Here is an 18048-nt window from a genome sequence, read left to right on the forward strand (position 1 = left end):
CCCTTATTCGCCTTAATGCACGTATTTTTTATAGAGAAATCAATGACAAAGGAAAAGTTGCTGGCCATGCCGGCGGATGACTACATGAATGCCGAACAGCACGCTTTTTTCGAGCAGTTGCTGCAAGACATGAAAGTGGAACACCACGAGCGCATTGAACAGAACCGCATCGCCATTGAGAGCCTGGACACCCCGGCCGACCCGGCGGATGCCGCCTCCGTGGAAGAAGAGCGCACCTGGTTGGTGAATGCCATTGATCGCGACCAGCGCATGCTGCCGCAACTGGAGCGCGCACTGGAGCGCATCAAGGAAGATTCCTTTGGCTGGTGCGATGACAGCGGCGAGCCTATCGGCCTCAAGCGCCTGCTGATCAGCCCGACCACCAAGTACTGCATCGAAGCGCAAGAGCGCCACGAGCAGATCGACAAGCACCAGCGTCAAGCCTGATGCGCTGAAGCTGGGGGGCGAGTACTGCGCTCCCCAGGGAAAATACCCGTTACGCCCGCTATATTGATCTGTTGCAAGCTCCCCCACTAAAGGCCCATAGATAATGGCCTGATAGTGGCGTTTAATGCAGAGACAATAATGACAAGCAGTGGGGTGACGAAGATGGCTGGAGACGGATCTCTGATGGGCGCAGCAGTGCCACCGCACGCGGTGGTGCGCGGGTTGCCCGGCTGGCTGACGCCGCTTTTGCAGAGCACCGCCGTGGTGCTGGTTCTGCTCGGCCTTGCGTTTGCCAGCCTGCCGATTTATCTCTGCCTGACACTGGCCTTGCTGGTGATCTGGCTGCCCCGTCTGAAAAAGCGCACGCCCAGCGCGGCGCCGTCCGAAGCGGTCGATGCGATTGGCGACCTGACCCGCGACCTGTCCTATACCACCAGCCATAACGCATTGTCGGCGGCCGGCGTGGCCTATTCGGTCAAGCAACTGGCTGCGCGCCTGCAGTCGCAGTTGAGCGCTGCCCAGCAGATCGTCAACAGCGCCGAAGTGATGATCGGCACCGAACAAGTCACCTCCCAACTCAGTCACCAGGCGCTGGGCGCCGCCAGCCAGGCGCATCAGCGCAGTACCGAGGGCCGCGAAGTGCTGGCCCAGTCGATCACCCGCATGCACCAACTCAGCCAGCGCGCGAATGCCAGCCGCGAGATGATTGAAGCCCTGAGCCAGCGCAGCGAGGAAATCCAGCGGGTGACCCTGGTGATCCAGTCCATCGCCAGCCAGACCAACCTGCTGGCCTTGAACGCCGCCATCGAAGCCGCGCGTGCCGGCGAGCATGGGCGCGGGTTTGCCGTGGTGGCCGATGAAGTCCGCGGGCTGGCCGGCCGTACCGCTACCGCCACCGAGGAAGTCGGGGTGATGGTGGCCGATATCCAACAACGCACCGGCCAGGTGGTGGAGCAGATTCGCCAACTGTCGGCGGACCTGCACACCGGCGTGGAGCAGGTGGAGCACGCCGGTGAGCAACTGCAGAACATCGCCAGCCTGGCCGCGGATGTCGAAGGGCAGGTCAACGAAATCGCCCAAGGCACCGAGACCAATCGGGCGCAACTCGACAGCCTGTTCCATGCCGTGGAGCAAATGCGCAGCGACCTGACGGTGAGCGACGAGCAAACCCGTCAACTGGCCGATGCCGCCGTGCAAATGGAAGGGCAGGCCGAAACCATCAGCGAACGCCTGGCCGCCGTCGGGCTGGATGACTATCACCAGCGCGTCTACGACCTCGCCCGCGAAGGCGCGAGCCGCATCGCCGAACAGTTCGAGGCTGATGTACTGCAAAACCGCGTCAGCCTGGAGGATCTGTTCGACCGCAACTACGCGGCGATCCCCAACACCCACCCCAGCAAGTACCACACGCGTTTTGACAGCTACACCGATCAGGTTTTGCCGGCGATTCAAGAGGCGCTGCTGCCGCGACACGAAGGTTTGGTATTTGCCATCGCCTGTACGCAACAGGGGTATGTGCCGACACACAACAAGGCGTTTTCCCAACCCTTGACCGGCGATGTACAGGTGGATGCGTTACAGAATCGCACCAAGCGCAAGTTCGACGACCGTACCGGGATTCGCTGTGGCAGCCATCAGCAAGCGGTACTGTTGCAGACCTACACCCGCGATACCGGTGAGTTGATGCACGACTTGTCGGTGCCGATCATGGTCAAGGGCCGGCATTGGGGCGGGTTGCGCCTGGGCTATAAACCCGAAGGCACGAAGGCCAGGCACTAGAGATTGTTGCTGTTTGCGCAATAGAGCTATCCAGGGGATAGCTTTTTCTGAGGGTAGGAAAAACGTAGCATGGCCGCCGTTGTTAGTTAGCTAACGATTGTTGCGGAGAAGCTCCATGCAAAACAAAGTCGATGTCGCTGTGATGATTGGCAGTGGCGTACCCGAAACCCTGCGTGCGCTGGGTCAGAAGGCTTGTTGGGTCGTGCTGCTCAACGGTGAGCAGCGTGGCACCGTCTTCGCCAGCCGTGATGAAGCCGAGGAGTGCAGGGCCGCCTGGCAAGCGCTGTTGCGCATGGAACAGTCAGACAGCCTGCATTGAGGGGCGTTATTGCGCTTGGTGCAGACGCTGGTTCAGTTCATCCACGGCCATCGCCCATTCAGCGTCTTCCCGAAGTTCTTCCTTGAGAAACTGAGCCTGCTGGGACGTCCAGAAGGGCGCGTCGATCAGCTTGACGTCGTCGGCCAAAGGATGGGCAGCGATAAACGCGTCGATGTCCTTCGGGGGGGAATCCAGGCCCAGTTGATCAAACAGGGTTTCAAGGGTTGGTACTGGCGCATCCATATCGTTCTCCATGCCGGTTTTTTTGGGGGGGGTATGCATCGGAGGCTTGTCGCGCAGTAGAGTTCTATCGGATTCTCAGGAGGTCAACGCCCCTGAGTCCACCGCTGTCTTGAGGGCCCTGGCGGCTTCTTTTGCCGCGACGGCGGCGGCGTCCGCGGTCTTGAACCAACGATCTTTTTCCACTTGGTGCATTGTGATCGTGGTCAAGGGGGGCTTGGCACGCATTACGATAACTGCTTGGAATTCTCCGTCTACTTCCTTGGCTTCGCCATGGATAAAAAATTCGCCAATATCAAATTCCGTCACGTATAACCTTCCCTTCAAGGTAACTGCACTGATGAAACCTGACCCGCACGGGGCAAACTTCAATGGACGGGCCAGTATGGCAGTTGTTGAGGGGCGACGGCGCGGTAAAGTCATCCAGGTGACGAAACGATCCCGCCGTGCGGGGCGTGCAGGGCGGCCTCGAGGGTTTTTGCCAGTTCGCAGGCGCGGATATGGTTGCTGCGAAAGCCTTTGATCCTGCCGCTGGTGACTTCCAGAATATGAAAGAAGTTGCGTCCGGCTGGTACAACTTGATAAAGCACGGAGTTTGAGTACCCATCATGGCTGTGCAAGCAGTAGTATTGGCGCTCGTCTTGATAGGATGAGTGAGTGCTGGAAGACGTAGCGTTGTGTTGACGTCGTTGCATGGTCAGCTCCTGTCGATCGATCTGGTTGGCCCGCCAGCAGCGGAACGGGTGGTTTTGACCCGTGTTGCTGTTTTAATATTGTCGTCGGCAATCGGTACTCGGTTCCATTCCAGGTGTTTTGTTTTGTGCAGGTTGTCGGAAACTGCGCTTTTTAATTGGGTTATTCTCTGAAGCTGGTCGACCCGTCTTCTCGGGCTGTTAAACCTGTGATTTGCTGTGAAGATCGATGGCCTGCATAAGGCTCGTCGTGTATGCCTGTATTAGTCTTATGGCACCGCAGGGGCGTTTTTTCAGGGTTTTTAATCAATGCGTTGTGTCAGCGTGCCGGTATGGCCGCTTTTTTGTGCTGCCCGTTCCGGCGGACAGTGCTTTTTTTGATCTGGGGGCGTTTCCTTGGCAGTCAGTAATCTGGATATGCACGCGTTATTCGTGCTGGGTGATTTGCGCGCAAAGTTGGTCAAGCAGTTTCAATCCCGTTTTGTTTACATCACTGAACAGACACCGGAAGGCATCTATATCGCCGAGATCGATACTGAATCGGCATTGGTCGTGGATGACAAACAACGCCTTGAACTCAAGGTCGGTGATCATTTTCGTGCCGCGGTATTGCCCAGTCGAGAAGGTGGCAAGTTTGAATTGAAGTTCCGCGATATCAAGTTGACGGTGTATGGCTTGGGCGACTATGCCTTTGTTTCCTCGGCCGAAGGCCAGGGCATTGTGTTCAAGGAAGGTCACAGCGTGATGCTGGTGTTTGCCGCCAACGAACAATTGCAGGAAGGCTTGACCAAAACCCTCAAGGCCGTGACCGGCAAGGCCGCCAAGTGGCGCAAGGGTGAACTGGTGACCTTCAAGGCCAGCGAATAACCCGCTCGTACAGCAAACAGCCTTTATCTCCCGGAACCTCTACTACAGTTGAGTTGACTTAACTATTCAGAGGCTTCGCGCAGTGGCGGCCAAGCCGTCCGTTATTGCAGCGAACACGTGAGGTGCAAAGGCATGAAAGGATTGAGATCCCTGTTGGCGGCGTCCCTGGCGAGCCTGAGTCTGTCGGTGGCTTCGTTGCCGGTTTCGGCTGCACAGGCGCCTGTGCATTTTGCCGACCTGAACTGGGAAAGTGGCAGTCTGATCACCGAAGTGCTGCGCTATATCGTCGAGAAGGGCTATGACCTGCCCACCGACACCTTGCCCGGCACCACCATCACCCTGGAAACCGCCCTGGCGAAGAATGACATCCAGGTGATCGGCGAAGAATGGGCAGGCCGCAGTCCGGTGTGGGTCAAGGCCGAGGCCGAAGGCAAGGTGGCCGGGGTGGGCGATACGGTCAAGGGCGCCACCGAAGGCTGGTGGGTACCGGAGTACGTGGTCAAGGGCGACCCTGCCAAAGGCCTTAAGCCCCTGGCACCAGACCTCAAAAGTGTCGCGGACCTGGCGCGTTACAAGGACGTGTTCAAGGACCCCGAATCCCCAGGCAAAGGGCGCTTTCTCAACAGCCCCATTGGCTGGACCTCGGAAGTGGTCAACAAGCAGAAACTCAAGGCCTACGGCCTGGACGACAGCTATGTGAACTTTCGCAGTGGCTCGGGGGCGGCGTTGGATGCCGAGATAACTTCCTCGATTCGTCGCGGTAAGCCAGTGCTGTTCTATTACTGGTCGCCGACGCCCTTGATGGGGCGCTACAAATTGATCCAGCTGGAAGAGCCGGCGTTCGATGCCGAGGCGTGGAAGACGCTGACGGATGCGGACAATCCCGATCCGAAGCCGACACGGTCTTTGGCGTCCAAGTTGAGTATCGGCGTGTCCACGCCGTTCCAGAAAGAACATCCGCAGATTGTCGGGTTCTTCGAGAAAGTCGAGTTCCCGATCGAGCCGCTGAACAAAGCCTTGGCGAGCATGAGCGAGAATCACACCGCGCCACGCGACGTCGCGCTGGCGTTTCTCAAGGCGCATCCTGATGTGTGGAAGGCCTGGTTGACGGAGGATGTGGCGCAGAAGGTTGAAGCCAGCCTGAAATAGCGTCCCATCCTGCGGCAGAACGCGGGGCAAGAATGTGCAAGCGGGCTTGTCAGCGTGTGCCCGCTTTCACATTGGCTAGCATTCCAGGCTCAGAAGCGGGTTTGCACCGCCACTTCAAACGTGCGCGGCGACCCCAGGTAATACGCTGGCGACACATGGGCAAACTCGGCATACACCTCGTTGGTCAGGTTGCGCACGCGGCCGGTCACCGAGGTGTGGGCGTCCACCTTGTAGCGCAGGAATGTGCCGAACAGGGGGTAGGCCGGCACTGTCTGAGTGTTGGCGTTATCCGCATACACCTGGGCCACATACCGCGCATCCACGCCGCCTTGCCAATCCTCGGAAAAATCATAGGTCAGCCACAGGTTGCCGACGCGCTTGGGCACATTGGTCGGCGTATTGCCCTTGCGTGAGACCACCGCGCCGCTGGCGATTTTTTCGTTGAACTCGTCGTACTCGGCGTCCACCCAGGCGAAGTTGCCTTCGGCGAGTAGCCGCGGCGTGATGCGCAACGAACTGGCCAACTCAATGCCCTTGGACGACTGTGCGCCTACCGGGATGCTGTTGGTGGGGTCCAGCGGGTCGGTGACGGCAAAGTCCTTGCGCTCGATTTTGTAAGCCGCGACGGTGGCCGAACCGCGACCGTCCAGGTAATCGAATTTACTGCCCACCTCCCACTGTTTGCCGGTCGATACGTCGAATACCTGGGTGGTGGTACTCGGCTGTTCGGCGGCCGTGCTGTATTGCACGTACACGTTGGCCGTCGGGATGAACTGGTAGGTCAGGCCCGCGCGCCCGGTCACCGGCTCCCAACTGCGCGTGAAGTGCCGTGGACTGCTGGCGGTTATCGCGCCGTGGTTGGTGACATCCAGGTCGATGGCGTCGTAGCGCAGGCCCGTCAGCAATGTCAGTTTATCGGTCAGGCCCAGGCGATTTTCCACGAACAGTGCTTTGGTGGTGACCTCGTTGGTCTTGTCGCTGATAAAGCCCGGTCGGGTGCCAGGGATGTCGTAAAAGTACCCCGGGTCGTAATGGTCAGGATCGACCGTGCTGTTGCCTGCGGCTCTCAGCGGGCTGTTGGTCGTGCTGTTGACCTTGTATTCGAAGCCGCCGGACCAGGTGGTGGCGAGACCGAAGATGCGGTCGTCGTGGCGCAGCTCGAACTGGTTGCCATTCTGCTCACCCTGATGACGCACCTGGTACGCGGTCGAGCGGTTCACCGCGCTGTTGTCGGCGTTGTACTGGTAGGTCTCGAGGTTGCGGTAATCGCGCTGGCTGTCCAGGTGATACAGGGTGTTTTTCAGCGTGGTGCTGTCGTTGATCCGGTAGTCGATGATCGAACGCGCCCAGAGCGTGCGCTGTTCGTAACGACCGTCGGCGACGTTGTAATTGTTGAAACGGTTGTGTTTATCGATCTTCAGCTCGCCGGCCTTGGGGTTCAGCACCGGCGTGCCCCAGTACGGGCTGTCTTCATGTTCGTCCTGGTATTCCAGGGCCAGGGTATGGGACAGGTTGGGGGTAAGGTCGCTGAGCAGGGAAAACGCTACGCTCCAGGCGTCGCGCTGGTCGCGGTCGATGTAGCTGTGGTTGGTGTTGCGGCTGACGTCCAGGCGTGCGTAATGCTGCACGTCGGCGCTGGGGTCGGTCAGCGCGTGGTTCAGGCCGAATGCCATGCCGGCGGTGTCGTAGCTGCCGTAGGTCAGTTGGCCTTCGGCGGCCTGTTCTTCGCGGGTGGCCAGCTTGGTCACGTAGTTCAGCGAACCGCCCACGGAGCCAGCGCCGTTGATCAAGGACGAGGGGCCGCCGACCAGTTCCACCCGATCATAGATCCACGCATCCACCGGCCGGGCCAGGCCGGTGGCGACGTTGATGCCGTTGAACATCTGGGTGATCTGGCTGCTGGTAAACCCACGATACGAGACAAAACCCCCAAACCCCGGCGGTGCGCTGGCGTTGACACCGGGCAAGGTATTGGCTGCATCCCGGAACGTCTTGGCGCCATGGCGCTCGATGTCATTGCGGTTGGCGATCGCTACCGAGGCGGGCGTTTCGCGCACGCTCAACCCCAGCCGCGACGCCACGCCGCTGGACTGGTCCAGGGCCAGGCCGGGTTCGTGGGAGGGTTCGCCATCGATGGTGGTCGGGGCCAGTTCGAGCGCCCAGGCACAGACTGGCAGACAGCCGAACAGGCCTGCCAACAGAGGTAAATGTTTCATGCTTGAATCCTGAAAAACCTGCTTGAAAACAACGCACAGTCGCCCGTACTTCCTTACGGAAACGGTGTCAGTGCAGATCAGAAAGCGCGAGGATCAGGCGAGGGCGGGAGGCGCCCGTGGGTGGGCCGTGGGCCAGGTGAAGCGGGCAGGAATGTCAGCCGCCAGTACGATAGCCGGCGGCGGTGCGTGGGGTTGCGGCAACACCGCGACGTTGAGGCTGGAGTTCAGCGCCGGGCCCATGCCGCCGGTCGAGCACAGCGGGCAACCAAACGCCTTGGACAGCGTCGGCAGGCTTTCATCGGCGGGGGTGGACGGCTTGGGCGCCTGGGTGCGTGGGTCGACGGTACAGAACTGCCCGCCGATGCCGTTGAGCTGCATGCCCACCATCTGCCCATGACCAATGCTGCACGCGAACACATTGAACAGGACGCTGCAGTAGAGCATCCAGGCAATGAGCGAGCGGTCGGCACGGGTGATTTTCATGGGGTGGCACTTTACCATCGGCCGCCGACGAAATGCCTGCAAAGAATCTCAGGGGGACTATCCTACTTCGCACAAATTCCGGGAGAGGCCGCCATGAGCTTTATCGTCGCACGATGGATCGTCGGTATTTTCACCTTTGTCAGCATGGTGCATTTGTACTGGGCCGCCGGTGGCAAGCTCGGCAGCCTCGCCGCCATTCCTCAACTTCCCGGCGAATTCGCCAGCGGCCCCCGCCTGGCGTTCAAGCCTTCGGCATTGGGCACCTTGCTGGTGGCGATGGGCCTGGTGGCAATTGCCTTGCTCGTTTGCCTGCGGGCCGGGCTGTATTTTTCGCCGGTGTCCCATGGCGCATTGCAATGGGGCATCAGCGCGATTGCCGTGATCATGTTTGCCAGGGCAATCGGCGATTCGGAGCTGGTGGGTTTTTTCAAAAAGGTCGGTGGTTCGCGGTTTGCACGGTGGGATACGTATTTTTATTCGCCGTTGTGCCTGTTGTTGGGCGCCGGGTTGTTGGTGGTGGCGTGGAGTTGATCGCCTGATCGCGCCGCGAGCGTTCACCCGCCTGCAGACCCGCCCCGTGGGGTTGGGCGCTTACCGATAGGCGTTGATCCTGCCCACCCGTCAGGCAGCGACCGTTATCCGGATCGTAGTAGCGGTGGCGATGGTAGTGCAGCCCGCTTTCCCGATCGAAGTATTGACCTTGGGCGCGCAGCGGGTTTTCGATTTTTTCGACGTCCAATCGCGTGATCCGGCCATCGGCGCGGTAGTGCGCGGACCACACGATTTCGCCGTCGGGCGTGGTGAGTTCCTGCGCGGTGCCAAGGTGATCCAGTTGGTAGTGGAAAGGCGTGGTGTGCTGTGGGCCGAAGCCTTCCAGCAGGGCCAGTGGGCGGACACTGTCGGGTTCGTAGACGTAGCTGCGATGCCGTTGCGCGTGGTGCTCGGCGATCAGTCTGTCGCCTTGCCAGAAAAACTCGGTGGTCGTGCCGGCGACGGTTTTGCTGATGCGGCGACCAAACGGATCGTAGCGGTAGTGGACTGTTTGGCCGTTGGGGCGGGTGAGGCCGATCAGACGCTGCTGGCAGTCGTAGCGGTATTCGGTAACGACAGAGTGGGCCTGGCCACGCCGTTCGCGGATGAGATTGCCAAAGGCGTCGTAGTCGTAGTGGCGGTCATCCTGGAGCGTCAGACGGCTACCCGCCGGTGTGTAGGCGAAGCGTTCTTGTGCGGCCTGGGAATGATCAGCGCGGACCAGACGGTTTAGCGTGTCGTAGTGGTAGCGGTGCTCGCCTTTGCGGGTGTCGAGCAAGTACCTGAGGTTGCCGGCTTTGTCGTAGCTGTACTGGCGGCGGTAGCGAGTGCCTTCGATATCGCAGATGCCATGGTTGAACAGGCGTGCATGCTCATCGTATTGGTAACTGCTGAGCAGTTTGCCTTGGGCGCGTTGGTGTTCTCGGCCGGCGTCGAACAGGTGAGACGTCAACAGCGCGCCATTGAGTTCAACGGTCGCAAGGTGGCCGCCCTTGTCATGGTTGAACCCTAGCTGGTTGTTGTCCGGCAGGCGCAGGTATTTGAGTCGGCCGCAGGCGTCGTAGCCATAACGGAGTGTGCCCCAGCCCTGGTGTTCGGCGATCAGGCGGTTTTGCGGGTCGTATTCGTAGGTAAGCGGGCGGTAGCCGTCGTCGACGCTGAGGAGGTTGCCCTGGCGGTCGTAGGTATATTCAACAATGCCGCCATCGGGCAGGGTTTTCCTGACCAACCGGCCGGCGTGGTCTCGCCGGTAACGGGTGACGAGCTGACTGCCGTCGGTGCCGTGTGCGGTTTTTTCCAGCAGCTGACCGTTGAGGTCGTAGGCATAGGCGGTGCGTCGGCCGTCGAAGTCGATTTCCTGCTGGAGCCGGCCGTTGGGGTGATAGTCGAAGCGGTAGATTTCGCCGACTTCGTTTTCGATCTCGGCGAGCAACAATCGCATGTGGTCGTAGCGGTAGTTGACCTGGCTACCGTCCGCATTGATGCGGCGGCTGATCAGGGGCAGACCGTCGGTGTATTCGTAGCGAGTGACGTGCCCCAGTTCATCGCGTTCGGCGGTGATTCTTCCGTAGGAGTTGTAGCTGTATTCGCGCGTGCCACCGCCGGGCATGACCACACGAACCAATCGTCCGACACCGTCCCACTGGTACTGGGTCGCCACCCCATGCTTGTCCTCCTGCGCCACCCTCCGACCGAGATCGTCATAGCGATAGCGCTTCACACTGCCGTTTGGCCAGTGTTCTTCAAGCAACTGCCCACGCTCATTCCACCACCGCCGCAGGCAGCTATGGTCGGGAAACCAAACCCCGATCAGTTGGCCATACTGGTTGTAGCTATAGTCGGTAACGTTGCCATCGGGGTCGGTCTGACGAATGACATTGCCTTGGTCGTTATGTGCGTAGTTCCAAACTGCCTGGCCACGACGTACAACTCTTAAGAGTCCATTGTCATACTCGTAGGACGTTGGCTCATCTTCCCCCGGAAAAAACGCGACCAAGCATCCAGCGTCGTCGTACTGATACGCCGTTACCGCGCCGAGGGGGTCTTGCTCGACTGTGAGACGGCCTTTGTCGTCATAGGATCTGAAATGCTTGGCGCCATCCGGACCCACCCGCTGCACCCGCCGTGCCTGCGGGGCATGAACATAGGTTTCCTGGCTCCCATCGGCGTTGTGAAGGGTCACGCTACCGTCGTCCCCCCAGGCATACCGCGTGTCCATCTGCAAGAAACTCGCCCAATGCCGGACACATCGCGCCGCCTTGCCAGCTCGTTCCCAAGCCCAAAAGAAGCGCGCGCCGCCGGCTAACTGGCGTTCAAGGATCAAGTGTTGCTCGTCGTACCGATAGGTCTCGCTTTCCCCTACGGCATTGGTCGCCGAAACCAGTCTTCCAATGTCGTCATAGGTGTAGGAAACCACGGTCTGTTCGGTCATCCAATCCCCTGCCGCACCGCCCGCGGGCCGCTGAACCTGGTAATCGAGGGCCACCAAGTGGCCGCGCTCATAACGGAAAAACAGCGAGCGACCGACACTGTTATCCAGGCGTTCAATGTGCCCCAACACATCGCGGACAATTCGCAGCCGGTTGCCGTAGGCATCGCTGATCGCGGTCAGCACACCGTGGCAGAAGTGGTAGAAGCGCGATGCCTGGCACAGCACCAGCTCATCCGACCGCGCGCCCAGGTAGATCGCGGCGTCGGCCTGGCGATTGCCGGTTGTCGGTCGCGCCTCGGTCGGCAAGGGCAGGGCGGTCGATCGGTGCTCATGGTCGATCCACACCGCCGAGGCGTCTGTCAGCGTCAGCCGATGCGCCAGCGAGTGGCTCCAGCCAACCCCCAATCCGCAGTCCACATCCACCGCACGGGGGTGGTAGCACCGCGTCCATTCGAACGGCAGGAGCCCGTCCAGTGCGGCATCGGTCAGCCTCAGCGAATCCAGTGCGCCATACCCGGCGTTGACCTGCTGGGGATACTCGGCCCGGCGTTGATGCACGCCATCCAGCTCAGGTGTGATAAAGGCAATGTGGGAAGCGTTAGTCATCCGTGACGTCTCGGCAAAGGGTAAGACGTCGGAGTCTGCCGCGGAAAAAAGACGCTGGACGAACGGCTGGAAAAATCAGAAGGGGCTGACACGCCCAGGGAAAATCCCGCGAAAAAGCAATTGAAAGGGCTACCCAAAAAGTCGATCCGACCGATTGCGAGACCGCCCGTCATTGTTCGCGCAAATAAAACCACTTGTCTTGCCGCCCGGTTTCCAGATATCGGCCGGCGAGTTGAGCCCGCGTTGTGGCGATCCTTCAATCCGTGCGATAAGGCAATTTAGTGGCCCCTTTGTAACAAAATTCTCGCCAGAATCGCTTTTATTTTCAGCTGGTTAGGTGAGGAAGCAAATGCGCAATGTAGGAATCATGCTGATCGCCTGTTCCCTGGCCGGCGGCGCGGCTGCCGTACAGGCGCGGGAGTTGCGCGAGGGCGACAAGTACATGTGCAGTTGGGGCGCGGGTACGGCCGCCAGGGCACAGGAACTCAAGCTGTCGGGCGTTTCACTGTATGCCGCGCGGCAGAAGATCCAGACCATCAAGTTCAACAAGTCATGGATGCGGATGATGGCCATGGGCATCACCGAGCAGACCTATGACAGCCGTTCACGGCTCAAGCCCGAGGCGATTCGCCAGAGTTTCTATCAGGATTGCGTGCGCTACAAAGTGGCGCGCAAATAAGGCGCTTCTTGCTGGTCGAGCAGCGCGGTTTACAAATCCACGACAATCTCAGTGTTTCTATTTGCATACAATTGCCCCCGTCATTGAGGAGGTTGGTATGCAAACGCTTTTTCCCGGGGCGACGTCGGATGATGTCGCCGCGCTGTTCCTGATCGCCGACGTTCGCTGCCGGAAGAGCAGGGCGCATTAAAATGATGACCCCTCCGGAGCCCCGGTCGCCCGACAGCTTGCGCTACTTCGCAGTCGCGGTGTTGTGCGTTGCGGTGTTGCTGGGGATCTATTTCGTACAACTCAATGCCAAAGTCGACCGCCAGCGTGAACAGACCGTCGAGTACCTGGCTCTCTGCAGGCAAGTGGAGCGCGTGGCCAGTGCCGCGTCGGCAAACAGGATTGAACTTAGCGATACGTGCAAACAGTTGAGCGGACAGTCATCGAAAAGTCTGACGCCGAAATCGATTGATAACCCTTCTTTATAAAGGGAAATAGTACTTAAAAGTCGCGATGGTATTTGCACCAAAAAGTGGCACTTATATACCTCGCTACCTTGATAAATGTGTGGTTATTGAAGGACTTACGATTGTTTTATTCCGACGAAAGGATTAAAACCATCTTGTTACGGAATTAGGCAATCGGTACTATAGCCGGGCGTTCACCTCCCACGGTTTATGCATTTTTTAAATCCCAAGTTTCCATCAGCTACTTGGGATTTTTTTTGCCTGGGATTTGTTGTCGGCATCAACAAGCTCCGCGCGCATCCGACCATTGTGCTTGGCTTGGTACAGCAACTCGTCGATGTTCTCGACAAACTCGAGCATCACACTGTTCCATCCAACTCGCTGGATGAGATTACCGATTTCGGTGGCGAGCAAGTCGATAACCTGCCTGAGCACATTCGAGTGAAGCGCCCTGACGCAGAATCTGCACAGGTCGCCGGACAGAGCGCGGAACTACAGGCGTCGCAGAAAGGATTTGACGATGTGCCGGGTGGTATCGGTAGTGTCCAGCTCGTCCATCGCACTGTAGGCGTGCCAGCGGCAATCGATGATTTCGTTGCACGGCCGTGCTTGCGCGATGTTCACCACCGACGCCTCGAACACATGGTGCAGCGTGTCGCGCGCTTTCAATTCCTGCAGGTACAGAAGTCCGTCGACGTTCAACCCGGTTTCTTCTTCCAGCTCCCGTTCGGCGGCGCCGACCGGGCGCTCATCGCGTTCGACCTTACCGCCCGGCAACGCCCATTTCGATCTGGCTTTGCGCACGAAGAGGATATGCCCCTCGTGTTCGCAAATCACCGTTGCGCGTATTTTCATCGTCTGTGCCCCGCAGCGAGATGTCTGTCATAAAAGTGTAATGCAAATGTCATGCTGGATGGTGGTGGCGTATCTGCGTGAGGATATAGATACTGGTCGATTGACGACAACGCACGAGGGGAGCAGATGAAGACGGTACGTTGGGGCATGATCGGCTGTGGCAGCGTCACTGAGTTAAAGAGTGGACCTGCTTTCTACAAAGCGCCAGGTTCGGCCCTGGTGGCCGTGATGGGGCGCCGCGAAGAGGCTGTGCGCGATTATGCGGCACGCCACGGCATTGGTCGTTTCTATACCGACGCCCAGGCACTGATCAACGACCCTGAGGTGGACGCGGTGTACATCGCTACACCGCCCGACAGCCACCTCGAATACAGCCTGATGGTCGCGGCCGCCGGCAAGCACTGTTGTGTCGAAAAACCCATGGCGCTGAATGCCGAGCAGGGCGCATTGATGCAGCGCACTTTCGAACGTGCCGGGCTGCATTTGTTTGTGTCCTACTATCGCCGCTCGCTGCCGCGCTTCCAGCAAGTGCGCGACTGGTTGCGCGATGGACGCATCGGCCAACTGCGTCACCTGACCTGGTCCCTGTGCAAGCCGCCAGCCATCGAAGACACCAGTGCCGCCAATTGGCGCACCGACCCGGCCATTGCCGGCGGCGGCTACTTTGCCGACCTGGCCAGCCACGGCTTTGATCTGTTCCAGTACCTGGCCGGCGACATTGTCGAGGTTACCGGGTTTAGCGCGCGACAGGCCGGACAGTATGCGGCGGAAGACGCGGTGACCGCCTGCTGGACTTTCAGCTCCGGCGCGCTGGGCATGGGCTGCTGGAACTTTGTCGCGGACCGCCGTGAAGATCGCGTCGAGCTGATCGGCACCCTGGGGCGGATCACGTTTGCGGTGTTCGACGACCAGCCGTTGCGGCTTGAAGGGGCGGTCGATGAAGTGCTGGAGGTGCCTTGCCACACGCATATCCAGTGGCACCATGTGCTGGGCATGAACGCCCATATTCGCGGCGAAGCCGAGCACCCCTCGCTGGCGATCGAGGCATTGAAGACCGACCGGATTCTGGACAAGGTGCTGCAACGCAATCCCTATCATCCTGAGTAGTTTTCCTGGCGCCGGCGTTGCATTCACCACTTTCGCCGGACCCTGGCCTGCACTCACAATGCGGGCTTATTTTTTTCAAGGAACAGACGGATGAAATACAAGGCAGCCTGGCTGGCCGTGGGGTGGGTACTGGCAAGCATGGCGACGCAGGCGGCGCCACGCGAGCAACGGCCGGCGGGGGACTTTGATTTTTATGTGCTGTCGCTGTCGTGGTCGCCGACGTTCTGCCTGGCGCACCCGAACAACGAGCAATGCAGCGGCAAAGGCTACGGGTTTGTATTGCATGGGCTATGGCCGCAATACGCACGGGGTGGCTGGCCGGCGTCGTGCGATACGCAGTCGCGGCTGTCGGCGGATGAGCTGGCCAAAGGCGCGTTGATATTCCCGACGCAGGCATTGCTCAAGCATGAATGGTCCAAACATGGCACCTGCAGCGGCCTGGAAGCCACGCGCTACCTGCAAGCCACCGATGCGGCCTTGGCCACGGTGCAGATCCCGCAGCAATTGCAGCCGTTCAACGTGCCGGGTTACCTGGAGGCACGGGAGATCGAGGCGCTCTTTCGCGAGAGTAACCCGGCCATGGGCAACCATGGCGTGGCGGTGATCTGCAAGGGCAAGGTGCTGTCCGAAGTGCGCGTGTGTCTGAGCAAGGAACTGCGTTTTGCCGGCTGCCCCAAGAGTGTGAAAACCCAGTGCCGGGACGGTGATATCCGCATTCCGGTTCAGCGCTGATCGGGCGCCTGGAGCGAGTGCAATGCGATGGCCGCCGGGGCCTCGGTTGACGTCGACACCCCGACGCGACCCGCCAGGTAACGCGCTGGCGGCTGGCCCACGGCCTTGCGGAACATGGTGATAAAACCGCTGGCATTTTCATAGCCCAAGTCCAGGGCGACCCGCTGCACACTTTCGCCCCTGGCCAGTCGTTGCAACGACAGGATCACATGCAACTGCCGACGCCAGCGGCCGAAGCTCAGGCCTGACTCCTCCAGCAACAAGCGCGTCATGCTGCGCTCGCTCATGCCGATGCGCGCCGCCCATTGGCCGAGCGTGGCCTTGTCGCCGGGGTTGGCCAGCAGGCTGTCGGCCAGGCGACGCAGCCTCGGGTCCTGGGGCATCGGCAGGTGCAGGCCTTCGATGGGCGCCTGGGCCAGTTCGTCCAAAAGCGTGTCGATCAAACGCCCCTGCGCACTGTTCACGTCGTACAACTGCGGGAAGCTCACCGCCTTGCTGATCAACTCATGCAACAGGCCGGATACCGACAGGGTGCAGCATTGCGAGGGCAGGGCGCCGGCAGCCTCCGGGTCGATCAGCAGGCAATACACCTCCGCTTCGCCGGCGCCACGCGCGGCGTGGGGCATGCCGCCGGGAATCCACAGCGCACACTGGCGCGGCACAATCCAGATGCCGGCCTCGATTTCGCAATGAATCACCCCGCGCAGCGTGTACATCAACTGGCCTTTGCGGTGGGTGTGCTGAACGTGCTCCCAACGCTCGGACGTACTGGTCGCGCTCACGGCCACCACCGCACGCGGGACCAGATCGGCATCCTTGGCTAACAACGGATCATGCAGGTCCAGGCGATGGCGTTTCATGGTGAGCTCGCAGCTTGGCTGAATTGCGAAACATTCTGGCTATTCTGTGCAATGCCGTCCAGCTTCGTCAGCTTTATAGTGAGACTCTCTCTCATTAAGGAACTCTGCCATGCGACTCGACAGTTCAGCATTTCCCGTGGTGAAGATCGTTTTTGATGCGCCGAATGAAGGCGGGTCGCAGGACAGCTTCGTGATGTTCGAAGGCCTGCTGGCACGTCAGCAATCTTTTGTGTTGCTGTATGAAAAAGCCTTGGACGAACTGAATCACGCGCACTCCTACGAAGAGCGCGAGCACGCCTCGCACTGGATGAAGACACACCGGCAGGCCCTGCGTGCGTATGTCAAAGGCATGATCCAGGTGGAGCCCTGCGCGGCCAAGCGCCGGGCACTCAAGCCGTTCGCCACGACGTTTGGCAATGCCTGGGGTTATCCGCTGCTGATGGTGGCGTCCAATGACCAGGCGTGGGCGCTGGCGCGGGATGTGCTGGATGAGCAGGTGTCGGATGTAACGTATTTCTAAGCCATGCACCGCCTCCCGCCAGTGGGACTGCCGAGCGCATTGAAGTATCCTCCGCGCCCCGCTTACCACTGATTCAAAGAACGATGACAGGACAAGACATGCAGGCGCTGTTGGAGTCGATTCTCGACGAAGTTCGTCCACTGATCGGCCTCGGCAACGTCGCCGACTACATTCCCGCGCTGGCCGACGTGCCCGCCGATCAACTGGGGATCGCCGTGTACGGCAACGACGGCGCAGCCTACTGCGCCGGAGATGCCGATACCCTGTTCTCGGTGCAGAGTATTTCCAAGGTGTTCAGCCTGGTGCAAGCCATCGACCACGGCGGCGAAACCATCTGGGAGCGCCTCGGCCACGAGCCCTCGGGGCAACCGTTCAACTCCCTGGTGCAGCTGGAATTCGAACGCGGCCGCCCGCGCAACCCCTTTATCAATGCCGGCGCGCTGGTGATCTGCGATATCAACCAGTCACGCTTTGCCGTGCCGATTCTGTCGATGCGCGACTTTGTGCGGCGCCTGTCGGGCAACCCGCAGATCCTGGTCAATAGCGTCGTCGCCGAATCGGAAGCACAACACGGCGCGCGCAACGCGGCCATGGCCTACCTGATGAAATCGTTCGGCAACTTCCATAACGACGTCGACGCGGTGCTCCACAGCTACTTCAACTACTGCGCGTTGCAGATGAGCTGCCTGGACCTGGCCAGGGCGTTCAGTTTCCTGGCCAACGAGGGGGTGAGTGCCCACAGCGGCGAGCAGATCCTGACTGCGCGCCAGACCAAGCAGGTCAACTCGATCATGGCCACCAGCGGGCTATATGACGAGGCGGGGAACTTCGCCTATCGCGTGGGTTTGCCGGGCAAGAGCGGGGTCGGCGGCGGTATTGTCGCGGTGGTGCCGGGGCAGTTCACGGTGTGCGTGTGGTCGCCGGAGTTGAACGCGGCGGGGAATTCGCTGGCGGGGATCAAGGCGTTGGAATTGTTGAGTGAGCGGATTGGGTGGTCGGTGTTTTGAGGCCGCTCCCGTGTGTGCAGGAAGCATCACGAATCCAAATGTGGGAGGGGGCTTGCCCCCGATTACAGTGTGT

General features: G+C 60.0%; 21 protein-coding genes. 12 read left to right on the plus strand and 9 right to left on the minus strand.

Going from position 1 to position 18048, the window contains the following annotated elements; genetic code table 11:
• Positions 1-42: 42 nt before the first annotated feature.
• From ACVWZP_RS03475 to ACVWZP_RS03485, 3 genes are all read left to right on the plus strand, one after another.
• Complete coding sequence (locus tag ACVWZP_RS03475) at positions 43-447, plus strand: TraR/DksA family transcriptional regulator (RefSeq protein WP_010564800.1); 405 nt, start codon at positions 43-45, stop codon at positions 445-447.
• Positions 448-993: 546 nt separating this feature from the next.
• Positions 994-2226 carry a methyl-accepting chemotaxis protein gene (locus ACVWZP_RS03480; RefSeq protein WP_371928173.1) on the plus strand — a complete coding sequence of 411 codons (1233 nt, stop codon included), beginning with the start codon at positions 994-996 and terminating at the stop codon, positions 2224-2226.
• Between the two features lie 115 nt (positions 2227-2341).
• Positions 2342-2545 carry a hypothetical protein gene (locus ACVWZP_RS03485; protein WP_017846551.1) on the plus strand — a complete coding sequence of 68 codons (204 nt, stop codon included), beginning with the start codon at positions 2342-2344 and terminating at the stop codon, positions 2543-2545.
• Positions 2546-2551: 6 nt separating this feature from the next.
• On the opposite strand, the gene ACVWZP_RS03490 is transcribed toward ACVWZP_RS03485, so the two are convergent.
• From ACVWZP_RS03490 to ACVWZP_RS03500, 3 genes are all read right to left on the minus strand, one after another.
• Positions 2552-2788, minus strand: a complete 237-nt coding sequence (locus tag ACVWZP_RS03490) for a DUF2789 domain-containing protein (protein WP_457369374.1) — start codon at positions 2786-2788, stop codon at positions 2552-2554.
• A gap of 75 nt (positions 2789-2863) precedes the next feature.
• On the minus strand, positions 2864-3094 hold the full coding sequence (locus ACVWZP_RS03495) for a hypothetical protein (protein WP_017846549.1): 231 nt from the start codon (positions 3092-3094) through the stop codon (positions 2864-2866).
• A gap of 110 nt (positions 3095-3204) precedes the next feature.
• A complete protein-coding gene (locus ACVWZP_RS03500) occupies positions 3205-3480 on the minus strand; it encodes a hypothetical protein (protein ID WP_081610137.1) in 276 nt (91 codons plus the stop codon).
• A gap of 414 nt (positions 3481-3894) precedes the next feature.
• Between ACVWZP_RS03500 and ACVWZP_RS03505 the strand changes: the two genes are divergently transcribed.
• A complete protein-coding gene (locus ACVWZP_RS03505; protein WP_017846547.1) occupies positions 3895-4344 on the plus strand; it encodes a hypothetical protein in 450 nt (149 codons plus the stop codon).
• Positions 4345-4476: 132 nt separating this feature from the next.
• The gene (locus ACVWZP_RS03510) at positions 4477-5493 is read left to right on the plus strand and encodes an ABC transporter substrate-binding protein (protein WP_026139967.1); all 1017 of its coding nucleotides are present in this window, start codon (positions 4477-4479) and stop codon (positions 5491-5493) included.
• 89 nt (positions 5494-5582) lie between these two features.
• Here the strand turns inward: ACVWZP_RS03510 and ACVWZP_RS03515 are convergent, their stop codons facing one another.
• Together ACVWZP_RS03515 and ACVWZP_RS03520 are read right to left on the minus strand one after the other, a co-directional pair.
• A complete protein-coding gene (locus ACVWZP_RS03515; RefSeq protein WP_457369375.1) occupies positions 5583-7709 on the minus strand; it encodes a TonB-dependent receptor in 2127 nt (708 codons plus the stop codon).
• A gap of 93 nt (positions 7710-7802) precedes the next feature.
• Positions 7803-8192: a DUF2946 domain-containing protein gene (locus ACVWZP_RS03520; protein WP_046383695.1), complete on the minus strand. Its 390-nt coding sequence runs from the start codon at positions 8190-8192 to the stop codon at positions 7803-7805.
• A 93-nt stretch (positions 8193-8285) separates the two neighbouring features.
• Between ACVWZP_RS03520 and ACVWZP_RS03525 the strand changes: the two genes are divergently transcribed.
• Positions 8286-8723, plus strand: a complete 438-nt coding sequence (locus tag ACVWZP_RS03525; RefSeq protein ID WP_046383694.1) for a DUF3995 domain-containing protein — start codon at positions 8286-8288, stop codon at positions 8721-8723.
• On the opposite strand, the gene ACVWZP_RS03530 is transcribed toward ACVWZP_RS03525, so the two are convergent.
• Positions 8620-11760: a DUF6531 domain-containing protein gene (locus ACVWZP_RS03530; protein WP_457369376.1), complete on the minus strand. Its 3141-nt coding sequence runs from the start codon at positions 11758-11760 to the stop codon at positions 8620-8622. The two genes, ACVWZP_RS03525 and ACVWZP_RS03530, sit on opposite strands and share 104 nt — an antisense overlap.
• A 349-nt stretch (positions 11761-12109) precedes the next feature.
• Between ACVWZP_RS03530 and ACVWZP_RS03535 the strand changes: the two genes are divergently transcribed.
• Together ACVWZP_RS03535 and ACVWZP_RS03540 are read left to right on the plus strand one after the other, a co-directional pair.
• Complete coding sequence (locus ACVWZP_RS03535) at positions 12110-12439, plus strand: hypothetical protein (protein ID WP_026139966.1); 330 nt, start codon at positions 12110-12112, stop codon at positions 12437-12439.
• Positions 12440-12630: 191 nt separating this feature from the next.
• Positions 12631-12915, plus strand: a complete 285-nt coding sequence (locus ACVWZP_RS03540; RefSeq protein ID WP_102617591.1) for a hypothetical protein — start codon at positions 12631-12633, stop codon at positions 12913-12915.
• 216 nt (positions 12916-13131) lie between these two features.
• Here the strand turns inward: ACVWZP_RS03540 and ACVWZP_RS03545 are convergent, their stop codons facing one another.
• Both ACVWZP_RS03545 and ACVWZP_RS03550 read right to left on the minus strand, forming a co-directional pair.
• Complete coding sequence (locus tag ACVWZP_RS03545) at positions 13132-13308, minus strand: hypothetical protein (RefSeq protein WP_156179961.1); 177 nt, start codon at positions 13306-13308, stop codon at positions 13132-13134.
• A 78-nt stretch (positions 13309-13386) separates the two neighbouring features.
• Positions 13387-13749: an NUDIX hydrolase gene (locus ACVWZP_RS03550; RefSeq protein ID WP_046383693.1), complete on the minus strand. Its 363-nt coding sequence runs from the start codon at positions 13747-13749 to the stop codon at positions 13387-13389.
• Between the two features lie 126 nt (positions 13750-13875).
• On the opposite strand from ACVWZP_RS03550, the gene ACVWZP_RS03555 reads away from it, so the two are divergent.
• The gene (locus ACVWZP_RS03555; protein WP_424801708.1) at positions 13876-14856 is read left to right on the plus strand and encodes a Gfo/Idh/MocA family protein; all 981 of its coding nucleotides are present in this window, start codon (positions 13876-13878) and stop codon (positions 14854-14856) included.
• Between the two features lie 90 nt (positions 14857-14946).
• Positions 14947-15588 (plus strand): ribonuclease T2 family protein, encoded by a 642-nt coding sequence (locus ACVWZP_RS03560; protein ID WP_046383691.1) that lies wholly within the window; start codon positions 14947-14949, stop codon positions 15586-15588.
• Here ACVWZP_RS03560 and ACVWZP_RS03565 read toward each other — a convergent pair.
• A complete protein-coding gene (locus ACVWZP_RS03565) occupies positions 15579-16448 on the minus strand; it encodes an AraC family transcriptional regulator (RefSeq protein WP_448125153.1) in 870 nt (289 codons plus the stop codon). The two genes, ACVWZP_RS03560 and ACVWZP_RS03565, sit on opposite strands and share 10 nt — an antisense overlap.
• A 109-nt stretch (positions 16449-16557) precedes the next feature.
• Here ACVWZP_RS03565 and ACVWZP_RS03570 point away from each other — a divergent pair, with 109 nt between their 5' ends.
• Both ACVWZP_RS03570 and glsB read left to right on the plus strand, forming a co-directional pair.
• A complete protein-coding gene (locus ACVWZP_RS03570; RefSeq protein WP_126588573.1) occupies positions 16558-16968 on the plus strand; it encodes a hypothetical protein in 411 nt (136 codons plus the stop codon).
• Between the two features lie 98 nt (positions 16969-17066).
• A complete protein-coding gene (gene glsB / locus ACVWZP_RS03575) occupies positions 17067-17975 on the plus strand; it encodes a glutaminase B (RefSeq protein WP_017846535.1) in 909 nt (302 codons plus the stop codon).
• The last annotated feature ends 73 nt before the right edge of the window (positions 17976-18048 follow it).

It is taken from the genome of Pseudomonas sp. TE36184, from assembly GCF_054060055.1.

Coding starts and splice junctions, on each gene's coding strand:
- ACVWZP_RS03475 (WP_010564800.1), top strand. CDS start 43: ATGACAAAGGAAAAGTTGCTGGCCATGCCGGCGGATGACTACATGAAT.
- ACVWZP_RS03480 (WP_371928173.1), top strand. CDS start 994: ATGATCGGCACCGAACAAGTCACCTCCCAACTCAGTCACCAGGCGCTG.
- ACVWZP_RS03485 (WP_017846551.1), top strand. CDS start 2,342: ATGCAAAACAAAGTCGATGTCGCTGTGATGATTGGCAGTGGCGTACCC.
- ACVWZP_RS03490 (WP_457369374.1), bottom strand. CDS start 2,788: ATGGATGCGCCAGTACCAACCCTTGAAACCCTGTTTGATCAACTGGGC.
- ACVWZP_RS03500 (WP_081610137.1), bottom strand. CDS start 3,480: ATGCAACGACGTCAACACAACGCTACGTCTTCCAGCACTCACTCATCC.
- ACVWZP_RS03505 (WP_017846547.1), top strand. CDS start 3,895: ATGCACGCGTTATTCGTGCTGGGTGATTTGCGCGCAAAGTTGGTCAAG.
- ACVWZP_RS03510 (WP_026139967.1), top strand. CDS start 4,477: ATGAAAGGATTGAGATCCCTGTTGGCGGCGTCCCTGGCGAGCCTGAGT.
- ACVWZP_RS03515 (WP_457369375.1), bottom strand. CDS start 7,709: ATGAAACATTTACCTCTGTTGGCAGGCCTGTTCGGCTGTCTGCCAGTC.
- ACVWZP_RS03520 (WP_046383695.1), bottom strand. CDS start 8,192: ATGAAAATCACCCGTGCCGACCGCTCGCTCATTGCCTGGATGCTCTAC.
- ACVWZP_RS03525 (WP_046383694.1), top strand. CDS start 8,286: ATGAGCTTTATCGTCGCACGATGGATCGTCGGTATTTTCACCTTTGTC.
- ACVWZP_RS03530 (WP_457369376.1), bottom strand. CDS start 11,760: ATGACTAACGCTTCCCACATTGCCTTTATCACACCTGAGCTGGATGGC.
- ACVWZP_RS03535 (WP_026139966.1), top strand. CDS start 12,110: ATGCGCAATGTAGGAATCATGCTGATCGCCTGTTCCCTGGCCGGCGGC.
- ACVWZP_RS03540 (WP_102617591.1), top strand. CDS start 12,631: ATGATGACCCCTCCGGAGCCCCGGTCGCCCGACAGCTTGCGCTACTTC.
- ACVWZP_RS03550 (WP_046383693.1), bottom strand. CDS start 13,749: ATGAAAATACGCGCAACGGTGATTTGCGAACACGAGGGGCATATCCTC.
- ACVWZP_RS03555 (WP_424801708.1), top strand. CDS start 13,876: ATGAAGACGGTACGTTGGGGCATGATCGGCTGTGGCAGCGTCACTGAG.
- ACVWZP_RS03560 (WP_046383691.1), top strand. CDS start 14,947: ATGAAATACAAGGCAGCCTGGCTGGCCGTGGGGTGGGTACTGGCAAGC.
- ACVWZP_RS03565 (WP_448125153.1), bottom strand. CDS start 16,448: ATGAAACGCCATCGCCTGGACCTGCATGATCCGTTGTTAGCCAAGGAT.
- ACVWZP_RS03570 (WP_126588573.1), top strand. CDS start 16,558: ATGCGACTCGACAGTTCAGCATTTCCCGTGGTGAAGATCGTTTTTGAT.
- glsB (WP_017846535.1), top strand. CDS start 17,067: ATGCAGGCGCTGTTGGAGTCGATTCTCGACGAAGTTCGTCCACTGATC.